The sequence below is a fragment of the Streptomyces sp. NBC_00239 genome (assembly GCF_036194065.1).
Taxonomy (GTDB): domain Bacteria; phylum Actinomycetota; class Actinomycetes; order Streptomycetales; family Streptomycetaceae; genus Streptomyces.
On the sequence record NZ_CP108095.1, the window covers coordinates 6,338,680 to 6,351,684 of the forward strand.

The window sequence follows — 13,005 nt, forward strand, 5'->3', positions numbered from 1 at the left end:
GGCCGGCCGACCCGCAAGAGCGGGGAACAAGCCAAGAGTGCCGATCCGGTTCGTTTCCGGAACATCCGTCCGGTTAGGCTCAAGGCATGCATGCCTGGCCAGCTTCTGAGGTTCCCGCCCTGCCCGGCAAGGGCCGCGACCTCCAGATCCACGACACCGCGACCCAGGGGACGATCACCCTCTCCCCGGGTCCCGTCGCCCGTATCTACGTCTGCGGGATCACCCCCTACGACGCGACCCACATGGGTCACGCGGCGACCTACAACGCGTTCGACCTCGTGCAGCGCGTGTGGCTCGACACCAAGCGTCAGGTTCACTACGTCCAGAACGTGACCGACGTGGACGACCCGCTGTTGGAGCGGGCCCTGCGCGACGGCCACGACTGGACCGACCTCGCCGAGCGCGAGACCGCCCTGTTCCGCGAGGACATGACCGCCCTGCGGATGCTCCCCCCGCAGCACTACATCGGCGCCGTCGAGGCCATACCCGGCATCGTCCCGCTCGTGGAGCGGCTGCGCGACGCGGGCGCCGCCTACGAACTCGACGGCGACACCTACTTCTCGGTGGAGTCCGACGCGCACTTCGGCGGGGTCTCGAACCTCGACGCCGAGGCGATGAGGCTGCTGTCCGCCGAGCGCGGCGGCGACCCGGACCGCCCCGGCAAGAAGAACCCCCTCGACCCGATGCTGTGGATGGCCGCCCGCGACGGCGAGCCCAGCTGGGACGGCGGCTCCCTCGGCCGCGGCCGGCCCGGCTGGCACATCGAGTGCGTCGCCATCGCCCTGGACCACCTCGGCATGGGCTTCGACATCCAGGGCGGCGGCTCCGACCTCGCCTTCCCGCACCACGAGATGGGCGCCTCCCACGCCCAGGTGCTCACCGGCGAGTTCCCCATGGCCAAGGCGTACGTCCACGCCGGCATGGTCGCCCTGCACGGCGAGAAGATGTCCAAGTCCAAGGGCAACCTGGTCTTCGTCTCCGCGCTGCGCCGCGCCGGGGTGGACCCGGTCGCGATCCGCCTCGCCCTCCTGTCGCACCACTACCGGTCCGACTGGGAGTGGACCGACCAGGTCCTCGCCGACGCCGTCGCCCGCCTCGGGCACTGGCGCGCGGCCGTCTCGCGGCCCGACGGGCCGTCCGCCGACGCGCTGGTCGAAGAGGTCCGCGAGGCGCTCTCCCGCGACCTGGACGCCCCCGCCGCGCTCGCCGCGGTCGACCGCTGGGCCGCGCTCCAGGAGTCCGAGGGCGGCACCGACGAGTCGGCGCCCGGTCTGGTCTCCCGCACGGTCGACGCGCTCCTGGGCGTCGCGCTCTAAGCGAACGCGGTGGGCCGGGTACCCGTACGGGTACCCGGCCCACCGCGTTCGTCGTCGCCCTGGGGGCGACCTCCCTGCTTCGCCGGCACCCTCAGCCTCCGGCGCCCGGGCGGCGCACCCGCGGGCCGGCAACCTCCAGCCTCGTCGGCGTTTGAGGCGCGGGGTTTGGGGCGGAGCCCCAAGACAACCCGGCTGGCGCCGGGCACCGGGCTCCGCCCGGACCCGCTCCTCAAACGCCGGCGAGGCTGGATCTCCCGCCGGCAACGCCGGCGAAGCTGGATTTCGCGCAGGCAACGCCGGCGAGGCTGGATGTCGCCCGCCGGCAGCGCCGGCAAGCCTGGGGGCGCGCCCCCAGGGCACGGGCGAGGCCGGGGCTACGGCTCCGGGGTCTCGTCGTCGCCGGGGTCTTCCGAGGCCTCCGGCGCCTCCGGGGGCGCGGCCGGCCCCGGCTCGGGCGGCTCGCCCGACTTCCGGCGCGGCGGGCGGCCCCGCCCGCCGGAGGTGTCGCGCAGGTACGTCGCGTCGCCGCCGTCCGTGGCCAGGCCCGGACCGCCGTCCCGGCGCCGCAGGTACCGCTCGAACTCCCTCGCGATGGCCTCGCCGGACGCCTCGGGCAGGTCCGCGGTGTCCCGGGCCTCCTCCAGCGTCTGGACGTACTCCGCCACCTCGCTGTCCTCGGCGGCCAGTTGGTCCACGCCCAGCTGCCAGGCCCGTGCGTCCTCGGGGAGTTCGCCCAGCGGGATCCGCAGGTCGATCAGGTCCTCCAGCCGGTTCAGCAGCGCCAGCGTCGCCTTCGGGTTCGGCGGCTGCGACACGTAGTGCGGCACCGCCGCCCACAGCGACACCGCCGGCACCCCGGCATGCGTACAGGCCTCCTGGAGGATCCCGACGATGCCCGTCGGGCCCTCGTACCGGGTCTCCTCCAGGTCCAGCGCCCGCGCCAGATCCGGGTCCGAGGTCACCCCGCTGACCGGCACCGGCCGGGTGTGCGGGGTGTCGCCCAGCAGGGCGCCCAGGATCACGACCATCTCGACGCCCAGCTCATGGGCGAATCCGAGGATCTCGTTGCAGAACGACCGCCACCGCATGGACGGTTCGATCCCGCGGACCAGCACCAGGTCACGGGGCTTGGCCCCGCCGATGCGCACCACCGACAACCGCGTCGTCGGCCAGGTGATCTTCCGTACTCCGCCGTCCAGCCACACCGTGGGGCGGTTGACCTGGAAGTCGTAGTAGTCCTCGGCGTCCAGCGCCGCGAAGACCTCGCCCTTCCACTCCCGGTCCAGGTGCGCCACCGCACCGGAGGCCGCGTCACCCGCGTCGTTCCAGCCCTCGAACGCGGCCACCATGACCGGGTCGATCAGCTCGGGCACGCCCTCAAGCTCGATCACCCAGGTCTCCTTCCGAAGTTCCCTTGCGTTTCCGGGGTCAGCCTACGGCTTGGATCCATCCCCGCCACAGCGTGCGGAAAACGGCAGTGGGCTGGGCAAAGGGGCGGCCCCGGTACGGACCGCCCCTGCAAAGGCTCGCGAAAGCGCCGCGCGGCGCCCGGAGTCAGGCCCTGCGGCCCAGCATCTCCTCGACGCGCGAGCGCACGCCGTCGGTGTCCAGACCGCGGATCGTCAGCGTCGTACGGCGGCGCAGCACGTCGTCGACCGTCTCGGCCCACTCGTGGTCGCGGGCGTAGGCGACCTGCGCCCAGATCTCCGGGCCGTCCTCGTGGATGCGCTCGCCCAGCGCCGGGTCCTCGTTCACGAGGCGGGCGATGTCGAAGGCCAGCGAACCGTAGTGGGTGGCCAGGTGGCGCGCGGTGAGCGGGTCCATGCGCGTACCGGGCTCGCGGTCCACCAGCAGCCGGTGCGCGACCGCGTTCGGGTTGGCGACACCGGGCAGCGGGATCCGGCGCACCAGCGACTTCACCGACTCCATGTCCTCGGTGAGGGGGCTGCCGGGCAGCTTGGCCAGCTTGTCCATGACCACGCGGCCGATGTGCCGGTACGTGGTCCACTTGCCGCCCGCGACCGACAGCATGCCGCCGCGGCCCTCGGAGACCACGGTCTCGCGCTTGGCCTTCTCGACGCCGCCGGGGCCGCCGGGCAGCACCCGCAGGCCGGCGAAGGCGTACGTCATCAGCGAGCGGTCGAGGTCCGCGTCGTTCACGGAGAACGCCGCCTCGTCGAGGATCTGCTGGATGTCGGACTCGGTGGCGTGCACGTCCGCCGGGTCGCCCTCGTACTTCTCGTCGGTGGTGCCCAGCAGCAGCTGGTCCTCCCACGGCAGCGCGAAGGTGATGCGGTACTTGTCGATCGGGGTGGCCATGGCGGCCTTCCACGGCGACTTGCGCTTCATGACGATGTGCGCGCCCTTGGAGAGGCGGATCGACGGCATGGAGTGCTTGTCTTCCATGCGCCGCAGGTGGTCCACCCACGGGCCGGTGGCATTGAGCACGACGCGGGCGTCGATCCCGAACTCGGTGCCCTCCAGGCGGTCCTTGAGCTCGGCGCCGGAGACCCGGCCCTGCGTCATGCGCAGGCCGGTGACCTCGGCGTGGTTGAGGACGACGGCACCGGACTCGACGGCCGCGCGGACCGTCATGACGGCCACCCGGGAGTCGTTCATCTGGTGGTCGTAGTAGACGGCGACGGCCTTGAGGTTGTCCGTCTTGAGGCCGGGGTTGTCGGCGGCGGCGCGGGCCGGGGATATGACCTTCCCGATGCCGTCGCCGAAGGCCGACAGCGCCGAGTACGCGAACACGCCCGCGCCCAGCTTGGCGGCGCCGACCGGGCCGCCCTTGTACACCGGCAGGTAGAACGTGAGCGGGTTGACCAGGTGCGGGGCCACGTCCTTGGCCAGCACCCGGCGCTCGTGGTGGTTCTCGGCGACCAGCTTGACCGCGCCGGTCTGCAGGTAGCGCAGACCGCCGTGGACCAGCTTGGAGGAGGCCGAGGAGGTGGCGCCGGCGAAGTCGCCGGCGTCCACCATGGCGACCCGCAGACCCGACTGCGCGGCGTGCCAGGCAACCGAGGTGCCCAGGATTCCACCGCCGATGACCAGCAGGTCGTACGTGGCCTTGGCCAGCTGCTCTCTGGTCTCGGCGCGGCTCGCGGTCGAACCGGCGGTCGGGTGCGTGCCCAGTGCGGGCACGCTCTGCAGGCTGCTCATTGTTAGCTCCTCGTCAGCTGTCGGTGATCGGCAAGGACGTCAGCCGGTGTCAGCTGTGGTCGTCCTCGTCGATCCAGCCCATGGTCCGCTCGACGGCCTTGAGCCAGTTCTTGTACTCGCGGTCCCGCTGGTCGGCGGGCATCCGCGGGGTCCACTCGGCGGCCCGGCGCCAGTTCGCGCGCAGCGCGTCCGTGTCGGGCCAGAAGCCGACGGCCAGGCCGGCGGCGTAGGCGGCGCCGAGACAGGTGGTCTCGGCGACCATCGGGCGCACCACCGGAGCGTCCAGGAAGTCCGAGAGCGTCTGCATCAGCAGGTTGTTGGACGTCATACCACCGTCGACCTTGAGCGCCGCCAGCTCGACGCCGGAGTCCTTGGTCATGGCGTCGGTGATCTCGCGGGTCTGCCAGGCGGTGGCCTCCAGCACGGCACGGGCGATGTGCGCCTTGGTGACGTAGCGGGTGAGGCCGGCGATCACGCCGCGGGCGTCGGAGCGCCAGTACGGCGCGAACAGGCCGGAGAAGGCCGGCACGAAGTAGGCGCCGCCGTTGTCCTCGACCGAGGAGGCCAGCGTCTCGATCTCGGCCGCGGTCTTGATCATGCCCATCTGGTCGCGCATCCACTGGACGAGCGAGCCGGTGACGGCGATCGAGCCCTCCAGGGCGTAGACCGGCTTGTCCTGGCCGATCTGGTAGCCGACCGTGGTCAGCAGGCCGCTGTAGGAGTTGATGATCTTGTCGCCGGTGTTCATGAGCATGAACGTGCCCGTGCCGTACGTGGACTTGGCCTCGCCCTCGGCGAAGCAGGTCTGGCCGAACAGGGCGGCCTGCTGGTCGCCGAGCGCGGAGGCGACGGGGACGCCGGCCAGGACGCCCGCCTTCACGTGGCCGTAGACCTCGGCGGAGGAGCGGATCTCGGGGAGGACGTTCAGCGGCACCTCCATGGACTCGGCGATCCGCTCGTCCCACGCCAGGGTGTGCAGGTTCATGAGCATGGTGCGCGAGGCGTTGGTGACGTCCGTGACGTGCACGCCGCCCTCGGCGCCGCCGGTCAGGTTCCAGATGACCCAGGAGTCCATGGTGCCGAAGAGGATGTCCCCGGCCTCGGCGCGCGCCCGCAGGCCCTCGACGTTGTCGAGCAGCCAGCGGACCTTGGGGCCGGCGAAGTACGAGGCCAGCGGCAGGCCGGTCTCGCGGCGGAAGCGGTCCTGGCCGACGTTGCGGCCGAGCTCCTTGCACAGGCCGTCCGTGCGGGTGTCCTGCCACACGAGGGCGTTGTGCACCGGCTGCCCGGTGTGGCGGTCCCACAGCACGGTGGTCTCGCGCTGGTTGGTGATGCCGACCGCCTTGACGTCGGCGGAGGTGATCCCGGCCTTCTCGATGGCGCCGGCGACGACTTCCTGGACGTTGGTCCAGATCTCGGTGGCGTCGTGCTCGACCCAGCCCGGCTTCGGGAAGATCTGCTCGTGCTCCTTCTGGTCCACGGAGACGATGCGTCCGTCGCGGTCGAAGACGATGCAGCGGGAGGAGGTGGTGCCCTGGTCGATCGCGGCGATGAAGGGGCCGGCGCCGTGGGTTCCGGTGCTCGTGGTCATGTTGTCTGCTCCTGGCGGTTCGTAAGAGGGAAGCGAGTCAGGTGGTTCGTGCAGCTGCTGCTGTTCTTGCGAATCAGGCGAACGCGATGTTGTACAGGCCGCCGGCGATCGCGGCACCGACGAGCGGGCCCACCACCGGGATCCAGGAGTATCCCCAGTCCGAGCCGCCCTTGTTGGGAAGCGGCAGGACGGCGTGGACGATGCGCGGACCGAGGTCGCGCACCGGGTTGATCGCGTAGCCGGTCGGGCCGCCGAGCGAGAGGCCGATGCCGACCACCACGAAGGACGTGATCAGGACGCCGATGACGCCGAGGCCCTTGCCGCCGTCCTGCAGGCCCTGGGTCAGGATCGCGAGGACCAGGACGACCGTGCCGATGATCTCGGTGGCGAGGTTCTGCACCGCGTGGCGGATCTCGGGGCCCGTGGAGAAGATGCCGAGCACCGGGCCCGCGGGCTGGGTGAGGTCGGGCTTCAGCTCCGGGTCGGTGAGGTGCGCGCGGAACTGGCCGTAGTACGTGATCCACATCAGCACGGCGCCGAGCATGGCGCCGAGGAGCTGGCCCGCGAGGTAGACGGGCACGTCGCCCCACTCGCCGTCCTTGACGGCGATGCCGACGGTGACCGCCGGGTTCAGGTGCGCGCCGGAGAGCGGTGCGGACACGTAGGCGGCGATGAGCACCGCGAAGCCCCACCCGAAGGTGATGGCCAGCCATCCCGCGCCGCGGGCCTTGGAGCTCTTGAGAGTCAGCGCGGCGCAGACGCCACCGCCGAGCAGTGTGAGCAGGGCGGTACCGATGGTCTCGCCGATGAAGATGTCGGAGCTGGACACCCGCGACTCCTTTGTCCTACGTCCAGGGGGTGAGCGGTCCGCCGGGTCCCGTCCGGTGGTCCGCGCACTCGGTGAGTGCGATTCCGGCCCTTGGCTCTGCCATACCTTAACGCGTATTGCCGTTAGGTGTTCGACAATGCCGACCGGTGAACGGCAGTTTTCCGCCTGGGTGAAGACGGCGTCAAGAGTTCGAAGCCGCCGAATGTCGGATCGTTACCACTCGGTAGAATCCCCCAACGGAGACGAAAACGGGCACGTTGGAGGGGCGTGGCGCGCAGCTGCCACGCTCGTGAGGTCCGTGAGGCGATCAAAATCGGCCGCGGCGGGCCGCCGGCGGCCCGCCGCGGCGTCCGGGGCACTGGCGGAGGCAACCCGGCGACCGTGCCGGATGCGACCGGCGACCCGGTCCGGCCGGAAGGTCAGAAGCGGCCGGCGCCCAGGTCGCGCGAGACGGCCCGCGCGCAGTCCCGTACCGCCGCCACCAGCTCCGAGCGCACCTCGCCCGCGGCGCCGCACACCCGCTCCACCGCGCCGGCCACCGCCACCGCGCCCACCGGCATCCGCCGCCGGTCGTGGATGGGCGCGGCCACCGAGGCCAGCCCCTCCCAGGTCTCCTCGACGTCCGAGGCCCAGCCGCGCGCCCGGGTCATGTCCAGGACGGCCTCGAAGCCGGCCAGGTCGGTCACCGTGGCCGGAGTGAAGCCCTTGCGCTCGCCCTCCACGGCCTCGCTGTGCGCCACCGGGTCGTAGGCCGACAGCACCTTGCCCAGCGCCGTGGAGTGCAGCGGCTGCATGGCCCCCACCTCCAGCACCTGGCGGCTGTCGTCCGGCCGGAAGACGTGGTGCATGATCAGCACGCCCTGCTTGTGCAGCACGCCCACGTACACGCTCTCGCCGCTCGCGCGGGCCAGGTCGTCCGTCCACACCAGCGCGCGGGCGCGCAGCTCGTGCACGTCCAGATAGCTGTTGCCCAGACGCAGCAGCTCGGCGCCCAGCTGGTAGCGGCCCGAGGCCGGATCCTGCTCGACGAAGCCCTCGGCCTGGAGGGTGCGCAGGATGCCGTGCGCGGTGCCCTTGGCGAGGCCGAGCGAGGAGGCCACGTCGGACAGTCCCAGCCGACGTTCACCTCCCGCGAGCAGGCGCAGCATCGCAGCAGCCCGTTCGAGCGACTGGATGTTCCGTGCCATCGCGCAGCCTCCTGTGCTTCCCGGTCCGGTCCCCGGGTGGGACAGCGGACCAGACGTGGTTCGACAATGACGAACACTATCGGTCGATGCCGACCTTGTGCATGGTGAGGGAAAGTCTGTCAAGACCGAGTCCGGCCAGCCACCCCCGCAACAGGATGCATCCCTTAGTTGCCAAGGTGGTCGTCCGGAGGCTGGGACGCCTTCACCTGCCCGGCACCTGCGCGGTTACGCTGACGGCGTGCACCCTGGACACACAGGGTGCAAAGCCGACAGCCGTCGCACTAGGGAGCATTCCATGGCCTCGTTGCCGAACCCGTCCGCAGACACCCAGACCCGGGCCGACGCCCTTCGCCAGGCGCTCGCCACGCGCGTGGTGGTGGCCGACGGAGCCATGGGAACCATGCTCCAGGCCCAGGACCCCACTCTTGAGGACTTCCAGGACCTCGAAGGCTGCAACGAGGTCCTCAACGTCACGCGCCCCGACATCGTCCGCTCCGTGCACGAGGCCTACTTCGCCGTCGGCGTCGACTGCGTCGAAACCAACACGTTCGGCGCAAACCTCTCCGCCCTCGCCGAGTACGACATCCCCGAGCGCAACCACGAACTCTCCGAGGCCGGCGCCCGCATCGCCCGCGAAGTCGCCGACGAGTACACCGCCGCCACCGGACAGCAGCGCTGGGTCCTCGGCTCCATGGGCCCCGGCACCAAGCTGCCCACCCTCGGCCACATCACGTACCAGGCGATCCGCAACGCCTACCAGGTCAACGCCGAAGGCCTCATCGCAGGCGGCGCCGACGCCCTCCTCGTCGAGACCACCCAGGACCTCCTCCAGACGAAGTCCTCCATCATCGGCGCCCGACGCGCCATGACGGCCCTCGGCGTCAGCGTCCCGCTGATCTGTTCCGTCACCGTCGAGACCACCGGCACCATGCTCCTCGGCTCCGAGATCGGCGCCGCGCTGACCTCGCTGGAGCCCCTCGGCATCGACATGATCGGCTTGAACTGCGCCACCGGGCCCGCCGAGATGAGCGAGCACCTGCGCTACCTCGCGCGCAACTCCCGCATCCCGCTCTCCTGCATGCCCAACGCCGGCCTGCCCGTGCTCACCAAGGACGGCGCCCACTACCCGCTGTCCGCCCCCGAGCTCGCCGACGCCCAGGAGAACTTCGTCCGCGAGTACGGCCTCTCCCTCGTCGGCGGCTGCTGCGGCACCACCCCCGAGCACCTGCGCCAGGTCGTCGAGCGGGTCCGCGACCTGACCCCCGGCCGCCCCGAGCCCCGCCCCGAGCCCGGCGCCTCCTCGCTCTACCAGACCGTCCCGTTCCGCCAGGACACCGCGTACATGGCGATCGGCGAGCGCACCAACGCCAACGGATCCAAGAAGTTCCGCGAGGCCATGCTCGAAGCCCGCTGGGACGACTGCGTCGAGATGGCCCGCGACCAGATCCGCGAGGGCGCCCACATGCTCGACCTCTGCGTCGACTACGTGGGCCGCGACGGCGTCGCCGACATGGAAGAGCTCGCCGGCCGCTTCGCCACCGCCTCCACCCTGCCCATCGTCCTCGACTCCACCGAGGTCGACGTGCTGCGCGCCGGCCTGGAGAAGCTCGGCGGCCGCGCCGTCATCAACTCCGTCAACTACGAGGACGGCGACGGCCCCCAGTCCCGCTTCGCCCAGGTCACCCGCCTGGCCCAGGAGCACGGCGCCGCGCTGATCGCCCTCACCATCGACGAGGACGGCCAGGCCCGCACCGTCGAGCACAAGGTCGCCATCGCCCAGCGGCTCATCGCCGACCTCACGGGCAACTGGGGCATCCACGAGTCCGACATCCTCATCGACACCCTCACCTTCACCATCTGCACCGGCCAGGAGGAGTCCCGCGGCGACGGCATCGCCACCATCGAGGCCATCCGCGAACTCAAGCGGCGCCACCCGGACGTCCAGACCACCCTCGGCCTGTCCAACATCTCCTTCGGCCTCAACCCGGCCGCCCGCATCCTGCTCAACTCCGTCTTCCTCGACGAATGCGTCAAGGCCGGCCTCGACTCCGCGATCGTCCACGCGAGCAAGATCCTCCCGATCGCCCGCTTCAACGACGAGGAGGTCGGCACCGCCCTCGACCTCATCTACGACCGCCGTGCCGAGGGCTACGACCCGCTGCAGAAGCTGATGGCGCTCTTCGAGGGCGTCAACACCAAGTCCCTCAAGGCCGGCAAGGCCGAGGAACTCCTCGCCCTGCCCCTGGACGAGCGCCTCCAGCGCCGCATCGTCGACGGCGAGAAGAACGGCCTCGAAGCCGACCTCGACGAGGCGCTCCAGACCCGCCCCGCCCTCGACATCGTCAACGACACCCTCCTGGAGGGCATGAAGGTCGTCGGCGAGCTCTTCGGCTCCGGCCAGATGCAGCTCCCCTTCGTCCTGCAGTCCGCCGAGGTCATGAAGACCGCCGTGGCCCACCTCGAACCGCACATGGAGAAGTCCGACGCCGAGGGCAAGGGCACCATCGTGCTGGCCACCGTCCGCGGCGACGTCCACGACATCGGCAAGAACCTCGTCGACATCATCCTCTCCAACAACGGCTACAACGTCGTCAACCTCGGCATCAAGCAGCCCGTCTCCGCGATCCTCGAAGCAGCCGAAGAGCACCGGGCCGACGTCATCGGCATGTCCGGCCTCCTCGTCAAGTCGACCGTGATCATGAAGGAGAACCTGCAGGAGCTCAACCAGCGCAAGATGGCGGCCGATTACCCCGTCATCCTCGGCGGCGCCGCCCTCACCCGGGCCTACGTCGAGCAGGACCTCCACGAGATCTACGAGGGCGAAGTCCGCTACGCCCGCGACGCCTTCGAGGGCCTGCGCCTCATGGACGCCCTCATCGCCGTCAAGCGCGGCGTCCCCGGCGCCGCCCTCCCCGAGCTCAAGCAGCGCCGCGTCGCCAAGCGGGACGTGCCCGTCCTCCAGGTCGACGAGCCCGAGCCGGGCGGCCGTTCCGACGTCTCCACCGACAACCCGGTGCCCACCCCGCCGTTCTGGGGCACCCGCGTCATCAAGGGCATCGGCCTCAAGGAGTACGCCTCCTGGCTGGACGAGGGCGCCCTCTTCAAGGGCCAGTGGGGCCTCAAGCAGGCCCGCGCGGGCGGCCCCACGTACGAGGAGCTCGTCGAGAGCGAGGGCCGTCCGCGGCTGCGCGGCCTCCTCGACCGGCTGCACACCGACAACCTCCTCGAAGCCGCCGTGGTCTACGGCTACTTCCCCTGCGTCTCCAAGGGCGACGACCTGATCCTGCTCCACGAGGACGGCTCCGAGCGCACCCGCTTCACCTTCCCCCGCCAGCGCCGCGGCCGCCGCCTGTGCCTCGCCGACTTCTTCCGCCCGGAAGAGTCCGGCGAGACCGACGTGGTCGGCCTCCAGGTGGTCACCGTCGGCTCCAGGATCGGCGAGGCCACCGCCAAGCTGTTCGCGTCCGACTCCTACCGCGAGTACCTCGAACTGCACGGCCTGTCCGTCCAGCTCGCCGAGGCCCTCGCCGAGTACTGGCACGCCCGGGTCCGCGCCGAACTCGGCTTCGGCGGCGAGGACCCCGCCGCCGTCGAGGACATGTTCGACCTCAAGTACCGGGGCGCCCGCTTCTCCCTCGGTTACGGCGCGTGCCCCGACCTGGAGGACCGCGCGAAGATCGCCGACCTGCTCCAGCCCGAGCGGATCGGCGTCCACCTCTCCGAGGAATTCCAGCTCCACCCCGAGCAGTCCACCGACGCCATCGTCATCCACCACCCCGAAGCGAAGTATTTCAACGCGCGCTGACCCACAGCGACGTACACTGGACGGTCCTACACAGGCCGGTCGCCTGACTCCCGGGGCATGCCTCCGCGGGAGAAAGGCGGCCGGCCTTCTCGTCCCCTGCCAGAGGTGTGCCGCATGACCAGCACGGTTCCCGCATCCGTCCTCCGGACGGCCGACGGCTCGGCCCTCCAGGCCGTGCTGCTCGACATGGACGGCACGCTCGTCGACACCGAGGGCTTCTGGTGGGACGCCGAAGTCGCCGTGTTCGGCGAACTCGGCCACCGCCTCGACGCCTCCTGGAAGCACGTCGTCGTCGGCGGCCCCATGAGCCGCAGCGGCCGCTACCTGATCGAGGCCACCGGCGCCGACATCACCCTCGCCGAGCTCTCCGTCCTGCTGAACGAGCGCTTCGAGGCCCGCATCGCCGACCACGTGCCCCTGATGCCCGGAGCCGAACGCCTGCTGGCCGAACTCGCCCGGCACAACGTGCCCACGGCACTCGTCTCCGCCTCCCACCGGCGCGTCATCGACCGCATCCTGCAGTCGCTCGGCCCCGACCGCTTCGCCCTGAGCGTCGCCGGCGACGAGGTGCCCCGCACCAAGCCGCACCCCGACCCGTACCTGCGGGCCGCCCGCGACCTGGGCGCGCACCCCTCGCGCTGCGCCGTCATCGAGGACACCGCCACCGGCGTCGCCTCCGCCGAGGCCGCCGGCTGCCGGGTCGTCGCCGTACCCTCCGTCGGCTCCATCGCCCCCGCGCCCGGGCGCACCGTGGTCGCCTCGCTGGAGGACGTCGACCTGTCGTTCCTGCGGTCCCTGATCACCGGAATGAACTGATCCGTTACGGCCCGTACGAGCCGGCCGGCCCGCCGCGGGAGCGGGGGCCGGATTTCCATCACCGTAGGTTTGTGACCCAGGGTGACCTTTGTCACCCGGGAACACCCCTCGCGTCCCCTTTGCGCGCCCGCGGGCCTTCCCATGTGTCCGGATTGATCATCTCCTGACCGAAAGCGCCCCCGCAGGACCGTGCGCAGGCAGTGCGCACCCATCACCGTGCGATTACGCCCCAAGTCCGGCCAGTTCCAGCCATCGCACCCGGGCCCACTAATGTCAACGCTGGCACTGCGCCGCATCCG

General features: G+C 71.0%; 8 protein-coding genes. 3 read left to right on the forward strand and 5 right to left on the reverse strand.

All coding sequences use genetic code 11. The features are described 5' to 3' along the window. Positions 1 to 86 precede the first annotated feature (86 nt). On the forward strand, positions 87 to 1,316 hold the full coding sequence (gene mshC / locus OG764_RS27860; protein ID WP_328971171.1) for a cysteine--1-D-myo-inosityl 2-amino-2-deoxy-alpha-D-glucopyranoside ligase: 1,230 nt from the start codon (positions 87 to 89) through the stop codon (positions 1,314 to 1,316). 374 nt (positions 1,317 to 1,690) lie between these two features. Here mshC and OG764_RS27865 read toward each other — a convergent pair whose 3' ends face one another. The 5 genes from OG764_RS27865 to OG764_RS27885 all read right to left on the reverse strand — a co-directional run bounded on the left by OG764_RS27865 (position 1,691) and on the right by OG764_RS27885 (position 8,085). Continuing rightward, on the reverse strand, positions 1,691 to 2,707 hold the full coding sequence (locus OG764_RS27865) for a PAC2 family protein (RefSeq protein ID WP_328971172.1): 1,017 nt from the start codon (positions 2,705 to 2,707) through the stop codon (positions 1,691 to 1,693). A 163-nt stretch (positions 2,708 to 2,870) separates the two neighbouring features. After that, on the reverse strand, positions 2,871 to 4,478 hold the full coding sequence (locus tag OG764_RS27870) for a glycerol-3-phosphate dehydrogenase/oxidase (RefSeq protein ID WP_328971173.1): 1,608 nt from the start codon (positions 4,476 to 4,478) through the stop codon (positions 2,871 to 2,873). A gap of 49 nt (positions 4,479 to 4,527) precedes the next feature. Then, entirely contained in the window at positions 4,528 to 6,069 is a 1,542-nt protein-coding gene (glpK, locus tag OG764_RS27875; RefSeq protein ID WP_328971174.1) for a glycerol kinase GlpK, read from the reverse strand. A gap of 73 nt (positions 6,070 to 6,142) precedes the next feature. Continuing rightward, a complete protein-coding gene (locus tag OG764_RS27880; protein WP_328971175.1) occupies positions 6,143 to 6,898 on the reverse strand; it encodes an MIP/aquaporin family protein in 756 nt (251 codons plus the stop codon). A gap of 419 nt (positions 6,899 to 7,317) precedes the next feature. Continuing rightward, positions 7,318 to 8,085, reverse strand: a complete 768-nt coding sequence (locus tag OG764_RS27885; protein ID WP_328971176.1) for an IclR family transcriptional regulator — start codon at positions 8,083 to 8,085, stop codon at positions 7,318 to 7,320. Between the two features lie 295 nt (positions 8,086 to 8,380). Between OG764_RS27885 and metH the strand changes: the two genes are divergently transcribed. Together metH and OG764_RS27895 are read left to right on the forward strand one after the other, a co-directional pair. Continuing rightward, entirely contained in the window at positions 8,381 to 11,890 is a 3,510-nt protein-coding gene (metH, locus tag OG764_RS27890) for a methionine synthase (RefSeq protein ID WP_328971177.1), read from the forward strand. 114 nt (positions 11,891 to 12,004) lie between these two features. Beyond that, positions 12,005 to 12,706, forward strand: coding sequence for an HAD family hydrolase (locus OG764_RS27895; protein ID WP_328971178.1), 702 nt, complete (start codon positions 12,005 to 12,007; stop codon positions 12,704 to 12,706). The last annotated feature ends 299 nt before the right edge of the window (positions 12,707 to 13,005 follow it).

What these genes read in the sequence shown, in the direction of transcription:
- metH (WP_328971177.1), top strand. Translation starts at nt 8,381, where the DNA reads ATGGCCTCGTTGCCGAACCCGTCCGCAGACACCCAGACCCGGGCCGAC.
- OG764_RS27895 (WP_328971178.1), top strand. Translation starts at nt 12,005, where the DNA reads ATGACCAGCACGGTTCCCGCATCCGTCCTCCGGACGGCCGACGGCTCG.
- glpK (WP_328971174.1), bottom strand. Translation starts at nt 6,069, where the DNA reads ATGACCACGAGCACCGGAACCCACGGCGCCGGCCCCTTCATCGCCGCG.
- OG764_RS27870 (WP_328971173.1), bottom strand. Translation starts at nt 4,478, where the DNA reads ATGAGCAGCCTGCAGAGCGTGCCCGCACTGGGCACGCACCCGACCGCC.
- OG764_RS27885 (WP_328971176.1), bottom strand. Translation starts at nt 8,085, where the DNA reads ATGGCACGGAACATCCAGTCGCTCGAACGGGCTGCTGCGATGCTGCGC.
- mshC (WP_328971171.1), top strand. Translation starts at nt 87, where the DNA reads ATGCATGCCTGGCCAGCTTCTGAGGTTCCCGCCCTGCCCGGCAAGGGC.